This is a genomic window from Streptomyces sp. NPDC050549, assembly GCF_040655035.1.
GTDB lineage: Bacteria > Actinomycetota > Actinomycetes > Streptomycetales > Streptomycetaceae > Streptomyces.
In genome coordinates, this window is the sequence record NZ_JBFAJD010000009.1 from 139,145 (window position 1) to 159,758 (window position 20,614).

At 69.5% G+C, this 20,614-nt stretch carries 13 protein-coding genes and 2 pseudogenes; 5 read left to right on the top strand and 10 right to left on the bottom strand.

The window, feature by feature from the left end:
* Positions 1-11: 11 nt before the first annotated feature.
* Positions 12-716 (bottom strand): polysaccharide deacetylase family protein, encoded by a 705-nt coding sequence (locus AB0I51_RS15965; protein ID WP_362975377.1) that lies wholly within the window; start codon positions 714-716, stop codon positions 12-14.
* A 23-nt stretch (positions 717-739) separates the two neighbouring features.
* The gene (locus AB0I51_RS15970; protein ID WP_362975379.1) at positions 740-1,426 is read right to left on the bottom strand and encodes a glycoside hydrolase family 11 protein; all 687 of its coding nucleotides are present in this window, start codon (positions 1,424-1,426) and stop codon (positions 740-742) included.
* Positions 1,427-1,736: 310 nt separating this feature from the next.
* Here AB0I51_RS15970 and AB0I51_RS15975 point away from each other — a divergent pair, with 310 nt between their 5' ends.
* Positions 1,737-3,026: a M14 family zinc carboxypeptidase gene (locus AB0I51_RS15975; RefSeq protein ID WP_362975621.1), complete on the top strand. Its 1,290-nt coding sequence runs from the start codon at positions 1,737-1,739 to the stop codon at positions 3,024-3,026.
* Between the two features lie 27 nt (positions 3,027-3,053).
* On the opposite strand, the gene AB0I51_RS15980 is transcribed toward AB0I51_RS15975, so the two are convergent.
* Positions 3,054-3,665: a TetR/AcrR family transcriptional regulator C-terminal domain-containing protein gene (locus tag AB0I51_RS15980; RefSeq protein ID WP_362975381.1), complete on the bottom strand. Its 612-nt coding sequence runs from the start codon at positions 3,663-3,665 to the stop codon at positions 3,054-3,056.
* 57 nt (positions 3,666-3,722) lie between these two features.
* Here AB0I51_RS15980 and AB0I51_RS15985 point away from each other — a divergent pair.
* Together AB0I51_RS15985 and AB0I51_RS15990 are read left to right on the top strand one after the other, a co-directional pair.
* Positions 3,723-4,868 (top strand): annotated as a pseudogene (locus AB0I51_RS15985) (FAD-dependent monooxygenase); the annotation flags it as partial.
* A 19-nt stretch (positions 4,869-4,887) separates the two neighbouring features.
* Positions 4,888-5,246, top strand: a pseudogene (locus AB0I51_RS15990) (SDR family oxidoreductase); the annotation flags it as partial.
* Between the two features lie 85 nt (positions 5,247-5,331).
* Here AB0I51_RS15990 and AB0I51_RS15995 read toward each other — a convergent pair.
* The 7 genes from AB0I51_RS15995 to AB0I51_RS16025 form a co-directional block, all read right to left on the bottom strand.
* Entirely contained in the window at positions 5,332-6,750 is a 1,419-nt protein-coding gene (locus tag AB0I51_RS15995) for a DUF234 domain-containing protein (RefSeq protein ID WP_362975383.1), read from the bottom strand.
* A 289-nt stretch (positions 6,751-7,039) separates the two neighbouring features.
* Complete coding sequence (locus AB0I51_RS16000) at positions 7,040-10,543, bottom strand: putative Ig domain-containing protein (RefSeq protein ID WP_362975385.1); 3,504 nt, start codon at positions 10,541-10,543, stop codon at positions 7,040-7,042.
* A gap of 61 nt (positions 10,544-10,604) precedes the next feature.
* Positions 10,605-11,405: an alpha/beta hydrolase gene (locus AB0I51_RS16005; RefSeq protein WP_362975387.1), complete on the bottom strand. Its 801-nt coding sequence runs from the start codon at positions 11,403-11,405 to the stop codon at positions 10,605-10,607.
* Positions 11,402-12,997: a glycoside hydrolase family 43 protein gene (locus tag AB0I51_RS16010; RefSeq protein ID WP_362975389.1), complete on the bottom strand. Its 1,596-nt coding sequence runs from the start codon at positions 12,995-12,997 to the stop codon at positions 11,402-11,404. Before AB0I51_RS16010 ends, AB0I51_RS16005 begins: the two co-directional genes overlap by 4 nt.
* A 7-nt stretch (positions 12,998-13,004) precedes the next feature.
* Positions 13,005-13,871, bottom strand: a complete 867-nt coding sequence (locus AB0I51_RS16015; RefSeq protein WP_362975391.1) for a carbohydrate ABC transporter permease — start codon at positions 13,869-13,871, stop codon at positions 13,005-13,007.
* Positions 13,868-14,821: a sugar ABC transporter permease gene (locus AB0I51_RS16020; RefSeq protein ID WP_362975393.1), complete on the bottom strand. Its 954-nt coding sequence runs from the start codon at positions 14,819-14,821 to the stop codon at positions 13,868-13,870. The genes AB0I51_RS16015 and AB0I51_RS16020 overlap by 4 nt, the downstream gene beginning before the upstream one ends.
* Positions 14,822-14,854: 33 nt before the next feature.
* Positions 14,855-16,180: a sugar ABC transporter substrate-binding protein gene (locus tag AB0I51_RS16025; RefSeq protein WP_362975395.1), complete on the bottom strand. Its 1,326-nt coding sequence runs from the start codon at positions 16,178-16,180 to the stop codon at positions 14,855-14,857.
* 370 nt (positions 16,181-16,550) lie between these two features.
* Here AB0I51_RS16025 and AB0I51_RS16030 point away from each other — a divergent pair, with 370 nt between their 5' ends.
* Both AB0I51_RS16030 and AB0I51_RS16035 read left to right on the top strand, forming a co-directional pair.
* Positions 16,551-17,564: a hydroxyacid dehydrogenase gene (locus tag AB0I51_RS16030; RefSeq protein WP_362975397.1), complete on the top strand. Its 1,014-nt coding sequence runs from the start codon at positions 16,551-16,553 to the stop codon at positions 17,562-17,564.
* Between the two features lie 160 nt (positions 17,565-17,724).
* A complete protein-coding gene (locus AB0I51_RS16035; protein ID WP_362975399.1) occupies positions 17,725-20,598 on the top strand; it encodes a Tat pathway signal protein in 2,874 nt (957 codons plus the stop codon).
* The last annotated feature ends 16 nt before the right edge of the window (positions 20,599-20,614 follow it).

Genomic DNA, 20,614 nt, shown 5'->3' on the forward strand with positions numbered 1-20,614 from the left:
AGTCGGCGCCGCTATTGGGGTGCCACGGCGCGGCCGGTCTGCGGCGAGATCATCCCCGCGCACAGCCCCCGAGCGGCCAGCCCCTGCGCGATGCGCGGGATCGCCGCGACCGTGTTGGCCGGCCAGTCGTGCATCAGGATGATCTGGCCGGCGGTGAGGCGGCCGGCCGCCGCGACGATCGCGTCGGTGCTCGCGCCGTTCCAGTCCTGCGAGTCGACGTCCCAAATGATCTCTGTCAGACCGTACTTGGCCGCCACGGTCTTCACCGTGGCGTTGGTCTCGCCGTACGGCGGGCGGAAGAGTCTGGGCGTGCCGCCGCCCGCGGCCGCGATGGCCTGCTGGGTCCGGGAGATCTCCGAGTCGATCGTCGCCTGGGTCTGCTGGGTGAGGTGCGGGTGGGTGTAGCTGTGGTTGCCGACCCACATCCCGGCGGCGACCTCCGCCTTGACCTGCGTCGGGTAGGTGGCCGCGAACTGGCCCTCGTTGAACGTCGTGGCCCGAAGGCCGTTCTGCTTCAGCGCGTTGAGGAGTGCGGGGGTGTTGCCCGACGGGCCGTCGTCGAAGGTGAGCCCGACGTAGCCGCTGCAAGTGGCGGCCTGCGCCGGGGTGTCGGCGCCGACGGCGAGGGTGCCCGCGACGACCAGGGCGGCGACGGCGAGCGTGGCGGCCGGCGTGGCCGACCGGGATCGTAACGAGAAGTGCGGTACGGACTTCATGTGAAGTGTCCTCCCGAACTGGTTCAGCCCACCGTGATGTTGGAGTTCCCGCTGCTCTGGTAGCCCTCGGTCGCGAGGATCATGTAGTAGCTGAAGCTGCCCAGCGGCATTCCGGCGCGGGCCCAGGCGTCGAAGTGGTTGCCGGTGGTGATGGTGCCGCCGGTGCGCTTCGTCTGCCGGACGCTCCAGTACTGGTCGAAGGTCTTCGTGCCCTCCACCGAGGGGGCGTTGTACCGCGTGGTCTTGTAGATGTCGTAGGTGCCGCCGTCACTGGTGACGGTGCCCTTGTACGTTCCCGTGGGCCGGTAGGTGCCCCAGTTGTCGACGATGTAGTACTCGACGAGCGGGTTCGACGTCCATCCGTAGAGCGACAGGTAGCCGTTGCCGGACGGGTTGAAGGTGCCCGAGTACGTCACGCTCCGGCGGGCGCCGGTGCTCCAGCCCTTGCCGGCCACGAAGTTGCCGGTGTTGCTCCACGTGGTGCTGTAGTTGCCCCCGGAGTTGAGGGTCATGGAGACCGTGCCCTGGGAGTCGGTCCAGAACGAGTAGTAGTAGCCGTTGTTGGTGCCGGTCTGGTTCGTGGTGATCACCGTCGCGGCACTCGCGGTGCCGGGCAGGGTCATCGCCGCGAGGAGCGCCAGCAGCAGGGCGCAGGCGCCGCTGATGGACAGTCGTAAGCGGTTTGTCGTGCGTGCGGGTGTGTGGTCCATGCCGCGTCAGTGTTGGTACGTCCCTGTCAACTGTCAATAGTTTCGGTGCTGGATACGAAATATTCGCCGACATATTGGCAGGTGAGATCAGCGAGAAGACGCACACCACATACATGGTGAATCCCCTTCCCGAATGTCCGAATGTTTCGAGCGAATGTTTCGAAGAATCGGCGGGAGCAGTCGTTGACAACGGTCACCCCGTACGCAAACGCTGGCAGGAGCATGCCAACCGTGAGTGCCACAGCGTCCACCGGAAGGACACGACATGGCGGCGAGAGCGTGGGGGGCGGCGGCCGACCCGCCGGGCCCGATGGACCGCTACCCCACGGTCGCGGAGGTCACCGAGTCGGCACGGCTGCTGGCCTCCCGGTTTCCGGAGACCGCCCGGCTGCGCCGGATCGGGTCGTCCCGCGCGGGCCGTCCGATCCTGATGCTGTCCGTGGGACACGGGCCGCGCCATGTCCTGGTGGTCGCGGGACCGCACCCCGACGAGCCGGTGGGCGGCGCGACCGCGCTCACGCTGGCGGAGCGGATCGCCCGCGGCGAGCGGCTGTCGGCGGCGACCGATCCCGCCCTCGTCACCTGGGACATCGTGCTGTGCCTGGACCCGGACGGCGCGGCCCTGAGCAGCAACTCCGCTTCCACCCTGAAGAGTTACTACCGCACCGCGTTCCGCCCGGTCGCCGCGGAGCAGCCCGAGTGGGCCCCGATCGTCTCGCACCCGCTCCCGGAGAGCCGCGCGCTGTTCCAACTCATCGACGGGCTGCGGCCGTTCCTCCAGTGCTCACTGCACAGCACCGATGTGGGCGGCAGCTGGGTCCAGTTGACCCGTGACCTGCCCGAACTGGCCGACCCCTTCCGCACATCCGCCGACGAACTCGGCATCCCGCTCCAGTACGGCACGTACGACGCCCTGTACTGGGAGAACCCGAGCCCCGCCGTCTACGTCCTGCCCCCGCCGGACAGCACGGGCCGGCTGGCGGCCGGGTCGGAGAACATCGGACTTTCCACCTGGTGCGCGCCCCTGCGCTACGGCGGCGTCACCGCGATCGTCGAAGTCCCCATGTGGGCAACGGACCTGGCCGCCGACAGGACCCCGTACCCGGCGGCCGACCTCGCCCTGCGCGAGCTGGCCGAACTGGTGCTGGACGGCGGACGGCGGGTGACCGCCACCCTCGACAAGGCGCGCGGATTCCTGGCGCCGGCCCAGGACGACCCGCTCAGACGCGTGCTGGAGTGGATGGCCGACGGCCTCTACGCCATGGTCGCCGACTCCTGGACACCACTCGCCCGGCAGGCCGCCGCCGCGTCGCACCCGGGCGATCCGCGCCACCTGACGACCGCCGAGGTCTCGGCCCTGAACATCGTGGCCCGCCGCCAGCCCGTCCGCGCGGCGGGCCTTCTGCTACGGCTTCTGGAGGCGGCGGAGGACCCGGCCGCCCCGGGGCTGCACCGCGAACTGGACGAGCTCTGCACCACGTGGTGCACGGACTTCGAGCGGGCCCTGCGGGTGCGCCGGGTGCCGGTGCGCGACCAGGTGGAGCTCCAGACCCGCACGGTCCTGGCCGCGGCCGAGAGTGCTCTGAAGACCCTGCGGTGACCGCCACTCCTCACTGATCGGCTCTCCTCACCGTCCCGCGAGAATCGCCGCCACCCCGAACTCGAACCGCTCGTCGAAGGACCCCGGCGCGAGATGTCCGGCCACGCGGTGCAGGGCGGGGTGCGTCGTCGCGGAGATCGCACGGGCCAGGATGTCGCCCAGGGGACGGTGGTCGACGGCCTGCTCCTCCTGGGTGAGGCCGAGGGCGAAGTAGATGACCGCCCACGAGGTCCACGCGGCCTCACGGTCCTCCAGCCCGCACGCGAGCAGCGCCTCCACCAGGGCCTCCGCGAAGGCGAGGGTGCCCGGTTCGGCGGGGTAGGTGCCGACCACCAGGGCTGCGCCGTCGCGGTGGGAGAGCAGGCCGCGACGGAAGCGCCGGGCCAGTTCGCGGGCCCGTTCGGCGGGGTCGGCGGGCAGGTCGGTAAACGGGATCTCGCCGAGTACGGCGTCCGCCATCAGGTCCAGCATCCGGGCCTTGGTCTTCACATGCCACTGCACGGTGTTGATGCGTACGCCGAGCCGGTCGGCGACCGCCCGGGTGGACACCGCGTCGAGGCCCTTCTCGTCCAGGAGGTCCAGTCCCGCGCGAACCACCGTGGCCGGATCCAGCCGGTCGCTCTGTTGCCTATTGGTCACCGACCTACTTTACTTCACTCGCAATTATTGGTCAGCGACCAAGAAGTGGGTGGTCCCGTGGAAACACAGCAGGTCGTCATCGCCGGAGGCGGACCCGTCGGGCTCTGGCTCGCCGCCGAACTGCGGCTCAACGACATCGCCGTCACCGTCCTGGAGACGCGCACCGACATCGACCGGCGCTCCAAGGCGCTCACCGTGCACCCGCGCGGCATCGAGGTACTGGCCTCGCGCGGAATCCACCAGCGCTTCCTCGACGAGAGCCTGAAGATCTCCCCCGGCCACTTCGCCAACCTGGCCAACCGGCTCGACTTCTCCGTCCTCGACACCCCGTTCCCCTACACCCTCTTCATCCCCCAGGCCCGCACCGAGGCGCTCTTCGAGGAGTACGCCCTCGGACTCGGCGCCGACATCCGGCGCGGCCACCACGTCACGGGCCTCACCGAGCACCCGGACTCGGTGACCGTCCAGGTGGAGGGGCCGCAGGGGCCGCACGAGATCCGGACCGAATACCTCGCGGGCTGCGACGGCGGCCGGAGCACCGTGCGCGAGGCGGCCGGCATCGGCTTCCCCGGCACGGACTCCCACCACCTCGGCTGGATCGGCGACGTGCTCTTCGACAACCCGCCGGCGCCCGGCTTCAACCGCTTCACCGAGCGCGGCGGCCTGATGGTCGTGCCGCTGCCCGACAACCGGTGGCGCATCGCCGGCACCAGCCCCGACAGCGCGACCACCGCGTGGCCCGGCGACTTCACGCTGGAGGAACTGCGCCAGAAGGTCGTCGACATCGCCGGCGACGACTTCGGCATGCGCGACCCGTCCTGGCTCTCCCGCCACGGCAACGCCACCCGCCTCGCCACCCACTACCGGCGTGGCCGCGTCGTACTCGCCGGCGACGCCGCCCACCAGCACTACCCCACCGGCGGAGTCGGCATGAACGTCGGTTTCCAGGACGCCTTCAACCTCGGCTGGAAACTGGCCGCGACGATCGACGGCTGGGCCTCGGACGGACTGCTGGACAGCTACCACACCGACCGCCACCCGGTCGGCGAGCAGCTGATGGAGCACAGCCGCGCGCAGACCTACCTGTTCCACGCCTTCACGCCCGAGGGCCTCGCCCTGCGCGACCTGCTGAGCCGAATGGTCCCGGAATCAAGGGAGTTCAGCGACGTACTGGCCGACCACCTCACCGCCCTCGACGTCGCCTGCCCGGGTAGGCTGCGCGATCGGCCTCGTCCTGTCCATCACGGCACACGAACCGACCCCCGGCATGGCCATCTCCAACGGCCTGCGCCCCGGACTCGCCGGCTTCGCCAAGTCCCTCGCGGACGAGCTGGGCCCCCGCGGAATCCGCGTCTTCGGCGTGCTCCCGGGCCGGATCGGCACGGACCGCATGCGCGAACTGGTCGGCCTCTCCCCCGACCCCGCCGCACAGCGCGCCGCCAACGAGTCCGCGATCCCGCTCCGCCGCTACGGGGCCCGCAGGAATTCGGCCGCGCGGGCGCGTTCATGCTGTCACCGGCGGCTTCGTACATCACCGGGGTGATGCTGTCGGTGGACGGCGGGGTACGGCGGGGGTTCTGAGGCCGTACGGGCAGGGGGCGCGGGAGGGGGGACAGCGGGCTCCCCGGCGCCCCGGCTCGCACGCCGGGCCGGAGAACCGGGCCGCTCACAGGGGCCAGGCGCTCAGCAGATCGCGTGGACCGTAGGCGGCCTCAAGCCCCGGAGAATCGACTCCGCTGCGGGAAACCGCCATGACTGGAACAGGTTCGTCGGTGAGGGCGGCCCGGTGTCGGTGAAGAGCGGCCAAGTCGTGCCGGTCGAAGGGTGACTGCTCCAGCCACTTGATGGAGCCGACGAAGAGCAGCTCCTTGGCAATGGGGGCGCGATCCGCCCCGACGACATCGATCTCGACGTCGTTCGTGCGGGTCCAGTAGCCGCCCACTACGGGTGCCGCGGGCAGCCGATCGTCAGGCAGTATCCGGGCCAGGGCCTCGCGGACCAGGGGCTCGACGGCGCGGCCGCGCCAGCTGGTCCAGTTCTCCCGGATCCGCGCGAGGGTCAGATCGCCCCGCCCCCGCTCGATCTCCTCCATGGAGGGGCCGAGCAGATGCAGCCAGAACCGCAGGTAGGGATCTGTCACCCGGTAGCGGCGGTCCTTCGACGGACGCAGCGACACGGGCAGCTCCGCGGCGACGGTCCGCTTGTCCGTGAGCAGTTCCAGCGCCCGCTGCAGCGGCGTGGCCCCGATTCCGCCGGCTGCACGGGCGATGTTGGTGAAGGTCCGCTCACCGCTGCCGATGGCCGCCAGCACCGTACGCGCCTGAGCCTGCGGGGGAAATTCGGCAGCCAGCGAACGCTCGGCCGACACCAGCAGGGCCGAGACCGGGTCGCTCAGCGAGTCGCCGAGAAAGTCCCACAGCCCGGCACCCCGCGGCCACTCCGCGCAGATCAGCGGCAGCCCGCCGGTGACCAGCGCGGCGTCGAAGGCTTCCGCCGGCTCCAACCCGAGCATCTGCCCCACCTCGGCGGGGTTCAGCGGTCCCAGTACCATCTCCCGGCCGCGCTGGTGGAAGGGCCGTCCATAGCTGTTCAGTGCCTCCATCATCGACAGATCGGAGCCGATGAGGACCAGCAGCACCGGCTTGGTCTCCAGCACCCGGTCCCAGGCCCGTTGCAGCATCCCCTCAAAGGCGCCATCGGCATCCATCAGGTACGGCACTTCGTCGATGACCAGCACACTCGCCCGGTCGGCGGGCAGCGCCGCGGCCAGCACGTCGAACGCGGCGTCCCAGCTCTCCGGTCGCGCTGCGGCCACCAGGCCCGCCAACGCCAGCGTCGACGCCCGGGCGTCCCGGGCGAGCCGCGCCAGATCGTCCCTGGGGGACGCACCGGTCGCCGCATAGAACAGGAACGGGGCTCCGGAGCGCTCCGCGAACCGCTCGACCAGTCGCGACTTGCCCACCCGGCGCCGCCCACGCAACATCACGCACCGACCGGGCCGCTCCCCGCCGACCCCGGCCGCCACCTTCTGCAGCTCCCGCTCCAGCGTCGCCAGCTCCTGGCGACGGCCCACAAAGTCCGCCATGTCCGCCGACCTCCGCCCATGACACTAACGACGATGTTACTAACATAGACGTTAGTAGGGTCGTCGGGCGACCGGCCGTACGGAGGAAGCGGGGGCGGACCGGCTACGTCACTCGCTCACACGTTGAACCTGAACTCTTCAACAAAGCTCTGACCTGCGGAAAGGCATCCGCATTCAGCACCTGCCCAGCACGGGCGGCGCGAAAGGGCACAAGAAGATCCAGGTGCACCTACGCTACGGGACAGGTCCCTCAGCAGGGCGTCACGCCGCCGCCGACCGCCGAGACGCCCTACGACAGAGCCGAGTCGAACTCCAGCAGCCGGACCTCCGCGAGGTTGGTGAAGCCTCCGTGTCCGTCGTAGATCCGCAGCATCGGCGTGACCGTCCTCTTCGGCAGCTTGAAGGTGTACCACTGCTGGTCGCTGGTCATCCCGCTGATGGTCACCAGGGTGTGCCAGGTCTGGCCCCCGTCCGTGGAGCTCTGGACGACCGTGCCGTTGCCTCGGTTCACGAACGTCGCCCTCGGGTGGACCATGACCGCGTCGAGGGTCAGCGAGGAACCGTCGGTGGGGCTGACGGTCACCCATCCGTTGCCGGACGTGGTGTCGGTGGCGGTGGTGAGGTCGCTGTCGAACATCCGCCAGCCGTTGGCCGCCGTCGTGCCGCTCCCCGGGAACTGCGGCGACGACGCGTCAACCCAGTCCTTGGCGACCTGAACCTCCGTCACATGCGTGTTCCACAGTTGCAGTGATGAGCCGTCGGTCGTGTCGGTGATCGTCGAGCCGGTCTGTCCGTTCACCGTCGTGTAGTCGACGGTGAACCGCAGGGCGCGTCCGTAGTCGACGTCCTGCGGAAGGACGGCCGTCGCCCGCCAATGGCGGTCGTCGATGCGGGTGACCTGCGCGGCGGCGCCCTCGACGGTCGCGTTCACGTCGGCCAGGGAGCTCTTGGCCTCCAGGTCGAGGGTGACCGTGTCGCCGTTGACGGCGCGGCGAGGGTCGGAGTTGCTGGAAGAGACCGACACCGACGAGACGGCCTGCGCGGTTTCGACCCGCTCACCGTGGACGCGCAGTTCGCTGTAGGAGGACAGGCCCGGGTAGTTGGGGTCGGTGGGAATGCCCGGGTCGTCCACCTGGATCTTGAAGTACCGGTACGCCTTGCCCTGGACCTGGGAGCGGACCGGGACGGTCTCCATCTGGAACGTCGGCGTGGTGTCGGTGGTCTCCCGCTCCGTCAGAAGCGTCCAGATGTAGCCGTCGTTGGACCCGTAGACGTTGGCGCCCTGCGAGCGGTTGGCGAAGTTGTACCGGGCCCGTAGGCCGAAGGCGTCGGCGCGCACCCTGTAACCGGCACCAAAGTCCAGGGTGAAGGGCGCGGTGAGGTCGCCGGAGAAGGTGTTGACGTCGTCGTCGGCCATGTTCCACACGCCGGTCGCGGGCAGGGACGAAGTCACCAGGGCCGGGTAGGCGAGCGTGCCGTCGGCGAGCTCGGGGTTGAGCAGTCTCAGGCCCCGCACCGCCTTCTGCACGTCGGCCAGCGCGTCGAGGAAATCGTGGTCGTCGGCCGTTTCGAGGGCCGTCCGTGCCGAGGACAGCGCGGTGTCGTAGGCGTCGCGGGTCGCGGTCACGTAGGTGGCCTTCGCGTCGAACCCGGCCTGGGCCAGGACGAGGGCGCCCTGCCGGTCGCGGGCGATCTTCAGGGTGACGGCCAGGACTGTGTCCGTCGTGCCGTCGGAGGCGACGACGCTCGTACGGAAGGTGCCCGTCTGGGACCGCGTGGGCGTCCAGTCGAAGGCCGCGGTCCCTTCGTCGACCTTCGCGCCCTTCGGCAGGCCGGGCGCCTCGTACGTCAGGGTCCCGTCGCCGGAGTCGGTCGCGGCCAGGGAACGGCGAAGGGGCGTGCCGGCCACACCGATCAGGGTGGTCCGCTGTCCCTGGGCGAAGACGGGCGGGCTGAGCTGTGCCTTCGCCTGTAGGTTGACGCTGTCCACGTCGACGGTGACATCGGACGCGCCGACGACCGTGTAGTACGCCAGGTTCTCGCCTCCGGTGCTGCCGGGGACGACGGCGTAGTCCATGTCGTAGGTGACATACCGCCATGTGCCGTGTGTGTCCGGCAGGTTGATCGTGTGGTACGGCGCGAGCGACATGTTCTTGCGGATCTGGAGGGTGGCCGGGCCGTCGGTGCGGATCAGGACGCCCACCGGGCTGTAGCCGTTGCGGTTGTCGTACATCAGGGTGCGGACCGCGATGCTGGTGCCCTTCTCCGAGGCCCGCATCCGCGCGATGTCGTGCCCGTCGTCCTGGGCGATCCGGGTCCGCCGGTCGAGGGCGATGCTCCGGCGGGCGACGGGGACCAGGGGGTTGGTCTGTGCGGGCCGGGTCTGTCCGGCCGTCTGCTCGGGTATGGAGAGCCAGTAGTCCGGGTTGTAGTCGGGGTTGCTGTTCCAGAAGTTGTAGGCGCCGGTGCCCCAGTAGAAGGTCGGGCCGTCTGCCTGCTCGCGCATCTTCGCGACGTTGGGGGCCTTCTTCTCGACGTCGACCCCGAGGTCGTAGCGGTAGACGTCGTACAGCTCGTCGATCGGGTCGAACTGGCGGCCGCGATAAGCCTCGGACGGCTTCCCGGGTCCACCTGTGGTGTCGATCCAGGGGATCGTTCTGCCCATCATGTACGCGTAGAAGGTGTCCAGTCCGGCGAGCAGCCGGTCGTTGCCGAAGCGGTAGGGGGAGACGGCGTTGCGCTTGGTCGACACCGTCCCGGTGACCGGGTCCAGCCGGGTGCCCTGGACGGTCAGCAGGCGCGCGATCTCGCTCAGGGCGTTGATGCCGTCCCAGGCGTGGGCCTGGTCGCGGCCCATCTCCTGCTCCTGCACGAAGGAGTGGCCGTAGGGGTTGAGGGGGTCCTCGGCGCTGATCTCGCGGATCAGGGAGGCGAGGGCGCCGTTGGTGTTCTTGTCCGGGTTGCCGGAGTTGACGGAGAACACCTCGACCGCCCTGTCGTACCCGGTCCGGTCGTCCGTGAACGCGTAGCCGGCGATCTCACCGACGAGGGGGTAGGGCTGCTGGCTCATGAAGAACGTGTTGCCGGACAGCAGGACCTTGATGACCGGGGTGATCAGGTTCTTCGTCAGGTTGGTCGTGTCGCTGTCCGTCCAGGCGGTGTCGTACCCGTCGGTGCCGGGGTTGACGCTGGAGTAGCGGAAGATCTCGGCCGCGGCGAGCATGCGCATCAGCGGTATGCCCGCGTGGATGTGGTCGTCCGGATAGGACGCCACCTTGGCAGGGTCCATGTGGGACCAGGTGCGGATGATGTGCATCCCGTTGGCGCGGTAGACGGGGTCGCCGGTGATGAAGTACTGGATCGCCTGCGTGTACGCACCGAAGGCGTCCGCGATGAACTGCCCCTCCACGCCCTGCGAGTTGAAGGCGTCCGTCTTCGGGGTGTCCGGCGCGGCCCCCCGGTTGACGGGGAGGAGGGAGGCGGAGGCGTACTTGGTCTTCAGCATCGCCGCGTAGTACGACGCCCACGGCTCGACACCGCCCAGGACCTGGCTGCGGGCGAGCTTCAGGTTCGAGGCGCTGACAGCGATGCCGGGGTGGACGAACCCGGCATCGCTGGTGGTCTCGCGCAGGGTGACGGAGGGACGGGAACTCGGCTCACCGGCTGCGGCCGGTATGGCCGCGCGGGCGGGGAAGGCGGGCAGCAGGGCTGCCAGCAGTGCGCACAGGGTGAGGATGAGGGGGGTCGCCCAGCGCTGTGCGCGTCTGGGCCCCATCACCGGGGCATGCACCATGAGGCTCTCCATCGGGTGTGGGTGGAAAAGCGGTTGAGAGGCGTACGGGGGCGGGGCGTCCTCAGTCGGCGCTCTTTCCCGTCGCCCAGTCACGGATCAGGCGGATCGTGCGTTCCGTTCGTTCTTCGTGCAGGTAGTGGCCGGTATGCGGCCAGTGCTCCACGCGGGAGCCGGGCACGTGCAGGGTGCCGCGCTCCCAGTCGGCGGCCTCTGAGGACGTCCACACGGTCAGGGCGGGCTGGGAGCGGCTGCGCAGGTGGGCCTCGCTGTGCGGGCGGATCCCGACGGCGCCGGGGTCGGTGTACATGCCCGCGTAGTTCTGGGCGATGACGTGGTCGGGGGTGCCGAGCATGGTGCGGACGTGCGCGGTACGCAGACCGGGCGGGGCCTCTGGGGAGAACGCCCCGGCCACGAAGGCGGCGGCGGCGCGGGCGCCGTGCTTCTCGTACTCGGCGAGCCGGTCGGGGATCTGCTCGACCTCCTCACCGTGCGCCCCGTGGGCCGGGTCCAGAAGGACGACCGACCGGACGTGGTGCGGGTGGCGGACGGCGAGCAGGTTGGCGACCTGGCCGCCCATGGAGTGACCGACGGCGGTCACCGGCCCGGTGTCCGAGGTGTCGATCAGTGCCGCCAGGTCGTCGGCCATCTCCTGCGGGGTGTTGCCCCGGTCCGGGACCTCGGAGCGGCCGTGGCCGCGCAGGTCGGGGACGAGGACGCGGAAGCCGTCGCTCAGCGCCTCGGCATGCGGCGACCACTCCCGTCCGTCGCCGCCCCAGCCGTGGACCAACAGCAGCGTGGGCGCGTCGGACGCGCCCAGCGTGGTGGAGAACAGGCGGATGCGGCCGAGGTCGAGGAGGGTCATCGGGGGCCGTCCGGTGCGGGCCGGTAGGTGGCATGAGTGAAGTCCGCGTGGACGCCGTCGCCGTCGAGGTCCTGCACCCACAGCCCCAGCATGGCGCCCGTGAAGCCGAGGACCCTCAGCTGTCCGTCGTGGAACTCGTCGGCGTGCTCGTCCGACAGGACGGTGGCGTCGAGGGAGAGCCCCAGTGGCTGGAGCCCGCCGGAGCCGGCGTCGTAGGAGAAGTGCAGGTCAGCGCCGTCGAACTCGGCCCGCAGCAGGACGGGGCGGCCCGCTTCGAGTGGGGCCCGGAACGGGTGCGCGATCGGTCTTCCGGCTTCGCAGCTCAGGGCCCGGAGCACCGGTGAGCCGTCGTCCTCGGCGGTGACGTACAGGTAGTGCCAGTTGCGGGTGTTGTAGTAGGCGGTCAGCCCGGCGAGGTGGTCGGGGGTGCGGGGCGCGAAGGTCAACTCGGTATCGAAGACGCACTGTTGCGCGGTGACGCGGCGGGCGACCAGGCTGGGGGTGCGACGGCCCGCGGGTGACTGGCCGCCCCGGATGCGGAGCCGTCCGGGGGCGGGTTCGATCCAGTCGGGGGTGGCCGGGCGGCGCAGGGTGGACCAGTCGGGGCCCAGCGCCTCGAACCGGTCCGTGGCGGACGCCTCCGGCGCGGGGGCGGACGGCAGGTCGGGCACCGGTACGGTCACGGCGGGGACCGCGCCCGCGATGCGCGGCCAGCCGTCCTCGGTCCAGGTCACCGGCTGCAGCGCGGTCTCCCGGCCAAGTACGCACCGTCCGCGCTCGCCGTAGGGGCGGGCGGTGATGTGAGCCGCGTACCACTGACCCTTCCGCGTCCGGACGAGGGAGCAGTGGCCGGCCTTCTGGAGTGCCAGCTTCGGATCGTGCCGGGAGGTGAGCAGGGGTCCGGCCGGGTCGAGTTCGTAGGGGCCGAAGAGGTCGCGGGAGCGGGCTACGGCCGCCCCGTGTTCGTAGCCGGTGCCGCCCTCTGCGTGCACGAGGTAGTACCAGCCGTCCCGGTGGTAGAGGTGGGGTCCCTCGGCGACCCCGGCGGCGGTGCCCACGGAGATCGTCCTTACCTCGCCCAGCAGGGCGTGTGTCGTGCGGTCGTACTCCTGGATTTCGATGCCCGCGAAGGACTCGTGCTCGGGCCTCCAGTCGTAGCGCATGTTCAACAGCCAGCTCCGGCCGTCACCCTCGTGGTCGTGGAAGAGGGAGACGTCGAAGCCGCGCCCGTGCAGCGGTACGGGATCGGACCAGGGGCCCTCGACGGCAGGGGCGGTGGTGACGTAGTTGGGCAGGTCCTTCCAGCCCTCGGCATAGGTGTCCACCACGGTGAAGACGAGGTGGAACAGACCGTCCGCGTACGACAGTCCGGGGGCCCAGATGCCCCCGGAGTCCGGTACCCCCGTGAGGTCGAGCAGGCGCCGGCTGCCCAGGACGCCACCCAGGGAACGCCAGTTGACCAGGTCCCGGGAGTGGTGGAGGCGTACACCCGGGTACCACTCGAAGGTGGACGTGGCGATGTAGAAGTCGTCTCCGACCCGCAGGATCACCGGGTCGGGTTCGAAGCCGCGAAGGACGGGGTTGTGGATCACGCGTACCTCACTTGAGGCTGCCCATGAGGATTCCGCTGCGCCAGTACTTCTGCAGCGAGAACATGAAGACCGCGAGCGGCACGATGGACAGCAGGGACCCGGTCAGGACGAGGGTGTTCATGTCCCGGGCGTTCTGGGCCTGTTGGAGCCAGGAGTACAGGCCGAGGCTGACGGGGAAGGTCCGCTCGCCGGTGAGCATGAACAGCGGCAGGAAGAAGTTGTTCCAGATGTCGATGAAGACGAGCATGAAGATGGTGACGCCACCGGTCCGCATCAGCCGCAGCGCCACCGTCCAGAAGATCCTGAACTCGCCCGCGCCGTCGATGCGGGCGGCCTCCATCAGCTCGGTGGGCACGGAGCTGTCCGCGTACACCTTCCCCAGGTAGACCGCGAAGGGGTTGATGAAGTACGGGACGAGGATCGACCAGATGGTGTTGGTCAGACCGATCTTCGCGAAGACGAGATAGAGCGGGAACGCCAGCAGGGTGCTCGGCAGCAGCGAGGCGCCCACGATGACGGCGAAGAGGGCGCCCCGGCCCCGGAACTCGAATTTCGCCATCGCGTAACCGGCGGCGAGCGAGACGAGCGTGCAGCCCGCCGCGCCCAGCGTCGAGTACAGGATCGAGTTGCCCATCCAGCGGGTGAACACCCCGTCGTGGTAGGTCCAGATCTCCTTGAGGTTCCCGCCCAGGTGGTTGTCGGAGAACCACAGGCCGAAGGTGGAGTACAGATCGGTCTGGTTCTTGGTCGCGGAGACGACCAGGAACCAGGTCGGGGCGAGCGAGTAGATCAGGAAGAGGACCAGCAGGCCGGTGGTCAGGACCACCGCCCGGCGGGTGGGGCGCACCGCGCCGCCGTCGACGATGCTGCTCATGACATCTTCCTGTTCGTGACGCGGTAGAAGACGAAGGCGATGATCCCGGTGACGAGAGCCAGGATCAGCGACTCGGCGGCCGCGTACTGGTAGTTGCCGGTCTTGAACGCCTTGTCGTAGATCTCCATCATCGGAGTGAAGTCGGTGTTGATCGACTCCGGCGCGATCTGCCGCAGCAGCAGCGGTTCGGCGAACAGCTGGAGCCGGCCGATCAGGGAGAACATGCCGGTCAGGATGAGGATCCCGGTGATGTTGGGGATCTTGATGGACCAGGCGATGCGCCACTCCCTCGCTCCGTCCAGGCGGGCCGCCTCGTACAGCTCGCGCGGCAGTGCCTGCAACGCGGCGGAGATCAGGATCATGTTGAAGCCGACGCCCTGCCAGGTGAGCAGGTTGCCCAGCGAGAGGTAGGTGTTGAGGCCGCCGAGGAGGTCGATGTCCGTTCCCGCGCTGTGGGCCATGTCGATCAGCGGGGAGCCGGTCGGGCTGTAGAGGAACAGCCACATCACGGTCGACACCACGGCGGGCACCACGTACGGGATGAGCAGCGCCGCGCGGAAGAAGCGCACCGCGCGCGCGGCCACCCCGTCCAGCAGCAGGGCGAGCAGCAGGGACAGCCCGAGCATGACCGTGAGCTGCACGGTGCCGAAGGCCAGGGTGCGCAGCATGCTCGACCAGAAGGCGCCGTCACCCAGCACCGAGGAGAAGTTGGCGAAGCCGGTGAAGACTTCCCGGGTCGGGCCGAAGCCGAGACCGCTGCTCTTCTTCTCGTACAGGCTCTGGCTGAAGGCGTAACCGATCGGTACGACATAGGTGGCCAGGAAGCCCAGCAGGAAGGGCGTCGCGAAGAGCAGCCCCTTGCGGGCTCCCCTTCTCCCGGGCCGGCGGGGGGAGGGCCGCCGGGCCGGGGAGTCGGTGGCGACCTTCGCGGGTCGCGTCAGGGTGGACACGGGTGTCTCCAGACGTGGTGCCTACGGGGTGGGTCAGCTTCCGGCGACGGCCTTGATGCCCTTGGACTTGAGGTCGTCCAGGGTCCACTTCTGCAGCGCGGCCAGCATGTCCTTGACCTTCAGCTGCTTGTTCATGACCTGGCCCCACTGCTTCTGCATCTCGGAGTACATGGCCGCGTAGTCGGGGCCGTACTGCCACTGGTCGCCGACCCGGGAGGCGGCTGTGGTGATCACCTTCGCGCTGTCGGACTTCCCGTTGAACATCTCGGTGGGGATGATCTTGTCGACGTACGGTGAGACGTCCTTGACAGCCGGGAAGAGGCCCGACTTGGAGGCCGGGTCGGTGAGGGTGGTCAGCGACTCCTTGTTGCTGGACAGCCAGGCGGCGAACTCGGCGGCGCGGTCGGGGTACTTGCAGCCCTTCAGGACGGCGGTGGTGTCGAAGTTGCTTGACGTGCGCGGCTGGGCGCTGTCGAAGAGGGGGGCGTCGGCGAGCTGCCACTTGCCCTTCGACTTGGGGAAGTTGGTGTCGTAGATCGGCAGCTGCCAGGTGGACGTGGTCATCGCGATCGTCTTGCCGAGGTCCCAGGTCTTGAAGACGCCGGGGTCGGCGTAGGAGGCGCTGGAGGCCAGGTTGTCGTCCACCAGCTGCTGGACGACGTCACCGGCCTTCAGGGCCTCGGGCGAGGTGAAGTCGATGACCCAGTGGTCGCCGTCGACCTTGTACCACTGGGCGCCGGCCTGCCAGGACAGGTCGACCAGGGTGCTCGGGTCCTCGCCGGCCATGTTGAAGATCTTGACGTTCTTGTTCTTGCTCTGCGCCTTCTTGCCGGCGGCGATCAGGTCGTCCCACGTCTTGGGGGCCTGGAGGCCGTACTTCTGGAAGAGGTCGGCGCGGTAGGCGGTGAACAGCGGCGAGGAGCCCATCGGGATGCCGAACGTGGTGCCTCCGGGGCTGACCGCGTTCCACGCGGCGCCGGTGTACGCGTCCTTGTACTTGGCCGCCGGCTTGGTGATGTCGGTCAGCAGGCCATCGGCGGCGAAGCCCGCCAGGTTCATCCCGTCCATCTTGGACAGGCAGGGCGCGGTGCCCGCGTTCACCGCGGCCCGCAGCTTCTGGTAGACGGTGTCGCCGGCCGCGTTGACGAACTTGACCTGGGTGTCGGGGTGCTCCTTGTTCCACACCTTGGTCTGGGCCTCGATGCCGTCGGTCCAGCTCCAGAACTCCAGCGTGACCTTGCCCTTGGTGGTCTTGGCGGCGGAGTCGGAGCCGTCGTGGCCCCCGCACGCGGCGAGCAGCAGGGACAGCGAGGCCACAGTGGCGGCCGAGGCGAGAGCTCTGGTACGGAACTGGGACATCGGTCCTCCACGCAGGGAACTGGACGGCGCTCACGGTGGGGGTGCCGGCGCGGTCAGAGATGAGACGGGACAGGGATTCCGCATCCGCTGCCCGAGAAAGTAACCGTTTGCTGTCGTGGACCGTAGGCCCAAGGCGGCACGGATACAAGAGGGCGGATTGAGATTGTTTCACCAATCTTGCCGAGCCGTTACTTCAGTCACCGTCTGACCTGGCATATCACCATCCATTCACACCCTGCGTGATTGATCATGTCGCTCAGGTTATCGGCATCCGAATATTGACCGGCCCCTCAACGCCTCCGTAGCGTGGAATACGTTTACCGAACCGAGCTGTCCGGTTCGCTCCCCTTCATCGCCATGCAGGAGCGTCATGCCCACCTCACCGCCGCCCGTCGCCGTGTTCGCGATGAACCCCGTGCATCTGCCCGAACTCTTCCCCCCGCCCCTGATGGCCCGGCTGCGGGAACTCGCGACGATCGACCCGGGCCTCGTCGTTGAGGATTTCGCGGAGCCGGCGGCGGCTCGCGCGCTGGCCACCGCCGACATGCTGATCTCCGGTTGGGGCTGCCCGCACATCGGCACCGAGGTGCTGGACTCCGCTCCCCGACTGCGGACCGTCCTGCACACCGGCGGAAGCGTGCGCAGCCTGGTCGGAGACGCCTTCTGGGAGCGCGGGCTCACCATCTCAAGCTCGGTCGTGGCCAACGCGCTGCCCGTCGCGGAGTACACGCTGGCCGTCATCCTGCTCGCCGGGAAGGACGCCTTCGGGCTCCGCGAACGCTTCCGCGCCGAGCGCGTGTACCCGGCTCCCGACGAGTACACCGCGGTCGGCAACCACGGGCGGCGGGTCGGTGTCATCGGTGCCTCCCGGGTGGGTCGCCGCGTGCTGGAACTGCTGCGCCCGTTCGACCTGCGGGTCGGCCTGTACGACCCTTACGTGGCCGAGGCCGAGGCCCGCGCGCTGGGAGCCGAACCGCTGCCGCTCGACGAGCTGCTGCGCACCAGCGACATCGTCAGCGTGCACGCGCCCGACATCCCGGAGACGTACCGGATGCTCAGCCGCGAGCGTCTCGCACTCGTCCCCGACGGGGCTGTCCTGATCAACACCTCACGCGGCAACCTCGTCGACTCCGACGCGCTCACCGACGAACTGGTCACCGGTCGGCTCAGTGCCGTGCTCGACGTCACGGAGCCCGAGCCGCTGCCCGCCGACTCCCCGCTCTACCGGCTGCCCAACGTCTTCCTCACCCCGCACATCGCCGGCTCCCTCGGCAACGAGCTGGCTCGCCTCGGCCGTACGGCCGTGGAGGAACTGGAACGCCTCACGGCCGGTCTCGCACCAGCACACGCGGTCCGCCGCGCCGAACTCACCATCAGCGCCTGAACCCGTCCCCCTCCTCACCGGCGCTCCCCGGCTCCTCCCTCACCGGCCGCCCCCGTCGCACGGCGCTCCGCCGCACCTGATGCCGCGTCCGCGCGGCGCACCCCTACCGGGCGGCCACCGCTCCAGGTGGCTGTAGGCGCACCCGAAAGGAATCCCCTCCATGCCCGAAGCCCTTCAGCGCAGATCCCTGCTCAAAGCGGCAGCCGGTACCGCCGGCGTCCTCACCGCCGGCCGGCTGTGGCAGGCCGCCCCCGCCGACGCGCGGTCTCTGCCCCCGCTCCTGCCGGACGGGAAGGAAGCGCCGCGCGCCCTCGACACGCTCGTTCTCGGTGACACCGCGTCCGAGTCGGCACACGGACTGACCACGACGCTGTCCGACGTCGTCACCGGCGGCCTGGGACAGTCGGCCCGGGTGCTCAACCCCAAGGACACCTCGGACTTCTGGGGCGGCACCCTGTCCATGACCATGGCCTGCCGTCCCAAGGGCCCCACCTACGTGACGATCAAACTGTGGGGATCGGACGCCGGCGAGGACCTCGGCCGGCTGCAGCTGTTCGCCGAGGGCAAGCAGGTCGGCCACTACCACCTCGGAGCCGTCGACCCCCTCGACATCGCAGCCGACGACCCGCGCACCCCGGAGAGGTTCTACTTCCACACGCTGCCGCTGCCGACGGACCTGACCAAGGGCAAGAGCTCCGTCTCCCTGGAGATCCGCTCCATGGGCCGCATCGCCGGGTACTCGCAGTCCGCGGCGGACTACTACAAGGCCATGACCCGCCCCAGCCGTGGGATCTACCGGCTCTACACCCACCGGGAGCCGTACTTCCGGCTGGACGCCCGCGACCTCACCGGCACCCTGCCCACCCCCCAGCTGCGCCCCTCCCCCGGGAAGGAGGTCGTGGACACCATCAACACCCGGGTGGTGACCCAGGCCGCGGCCGAGGCGTCACGGACTTCGCCCCAGCTCGACCCCTGGTACCTGGAGTTCCTGGCGCGGGCCTACACGATGCCGTCCACCGCCGCGTACCGGAACAGCGCCGTGCCCCTGCAGATCACCAGCAGCCTGGACGCCCTGTACTGGAAGTACCTCGGCGACAAGACCGTGATGACGGACTCCGCCCAGCAGTGGATGGGCCTGGGCCGCCTCGGTCTGGTCCTGCTCCTACTCGGCGACACCTACACGTCACAGCTCGACGAGCCGGTCATCGGCTCCCCGGGGACCATCACCAACGCCGGCTTCGAGTTCGGCACCACCAACCCGACCGGCTGGCGCTCGGTGACCTGGGCGGGCAGCGGAACCGCCGGCCGCGACACCTCGGCCGCGCGCAGCGGGTCGGCCTCGGCGAAGGTGACCATCCCCTCCTCGGGCACGGTGGGCCTCACCCCCAGCGCACGCGTCCCCCTGGAGCAGGGCACCTACACCTACGGCGTCTGGGTCAAGACCGACGGCGTCGGCACCAACGGCGCCTATCTGGACGTGCTGTTCTTCAACGCCTCCGGCGCCCTGGTCGGCGGCGACAACAAGTTCTACGCCTCGGCGGGCACCCACGACTGGGAGCACGTGACCGCCACCCTGGCCACCCCCGCCACCGCCACCCAGGCCGAGATCCAGGTACGTCTGACGACCGCGGGCACCGCCTGGTTCGACGACCTCACCCTCACCCCGCCCGCCACGGCGACCGCCAAGCCCGTGATCCGTCGCGACGCGTGGACGAAGATGCTCCTGGACAGCCGTGAGTACTGGCGGCAGAACTGGCCGCAGTACACCAACCAGGCCATCATCTGCGCCATCGGCCTCTACCTCGCCGACCGCGGCCTGAGCCTCCTAGGTTCGACCGACGCGTGGGGCGAGACCAAGGCCCGCGACTACATCTACCAGTCCGTGGGCCTGACCCCCTGGCTCGGTGCGGAGCAGGCCGACGGCACTCCGACCAGGCCACTGGGCGGCTCCTACTACCAGGTCACCAAGGCCGGCATCTCCAAGGAGCTCGGCTACGCCGGGAACTACGGCGAACTGCAGGACTGGCTCGCCCTCCTGTACGACGCGGTCATCGGCGTCGGCGGCGTCGACGACGACACGCTCCGCGCACACCTGGTCAAGATGGTCAAGGCCCGCGCGGTCTTCCACCACCCGGCGCTGGACGCCGACGGTTACAAGACCATGCGCATCGAGGCCCTCATCGGCTGGCGCGACCCCGAGTACCCCGGCGTGATCTCCTACGACGAGGGCACCAAGTGGGACGGCCACCCGATGCGTCTCGCCACCCTGCTGAAGGACCCCGACATCACCGGGTACGCACGGCAGTCCCTCGCCGACAACCAGGTCTTCCACGTGCTGCAGGAGACCTACGACCTGGGGGCGTCCGCCCGGACCAACCTCAACCTGCTGTCCACCGCCGACGACTACGCGTACGTCGCCGGCGCCGCGGAAGACGGCGCCCGACTGCCCATGACCCCAGGACAGCCCGGCTTCGTCTTCTCCGATGAGGAGAACGGCCTGATCGCCGTCAAGCACGGCGACGAGATCCTCTACGCCTCGCTGTACTGGCGGGCCCGCTGGGGCATCAACCGGCTCGCCCGCGTCCACCTCATCGGCGCCGACGGCATCGAGCACTCGGCGACCGTGTGGCAGGACGTGAAGTACGTACCCGACGGCCGCGCCGCGACCGAGCCCGACTGGGTCAACTTCGAGTTCGGCGTGGTCGACCTGAACATCCCCGGCGGCGGCTTCCCGCCGCCCGGCGACACCCTGCACCAGGCGCTCGCCGGACAGGTCCTGCCCCTGGCCAAGGCACCCGACGACGTACCCGACTTCCCGCTGGGCGTCGAGACCCCCTACGCCGGACGTGCCTCCTTCTACCGGTGCGCGTACGGCCCGTACCTGATCGGCATGAACACCACCAGCAACCGGAGTCACACACTCGCCACCGAGGGCTTCGGCGACTCCGTGAATCTCGGCAACGGAGCCAAGGTGAGAGACGGCGCCGAGTTGAGCGTGAAGCCCGGCACCACGGTGGTGCTGCGCAGGCGCTGAAGAGGCCCGCAGGACC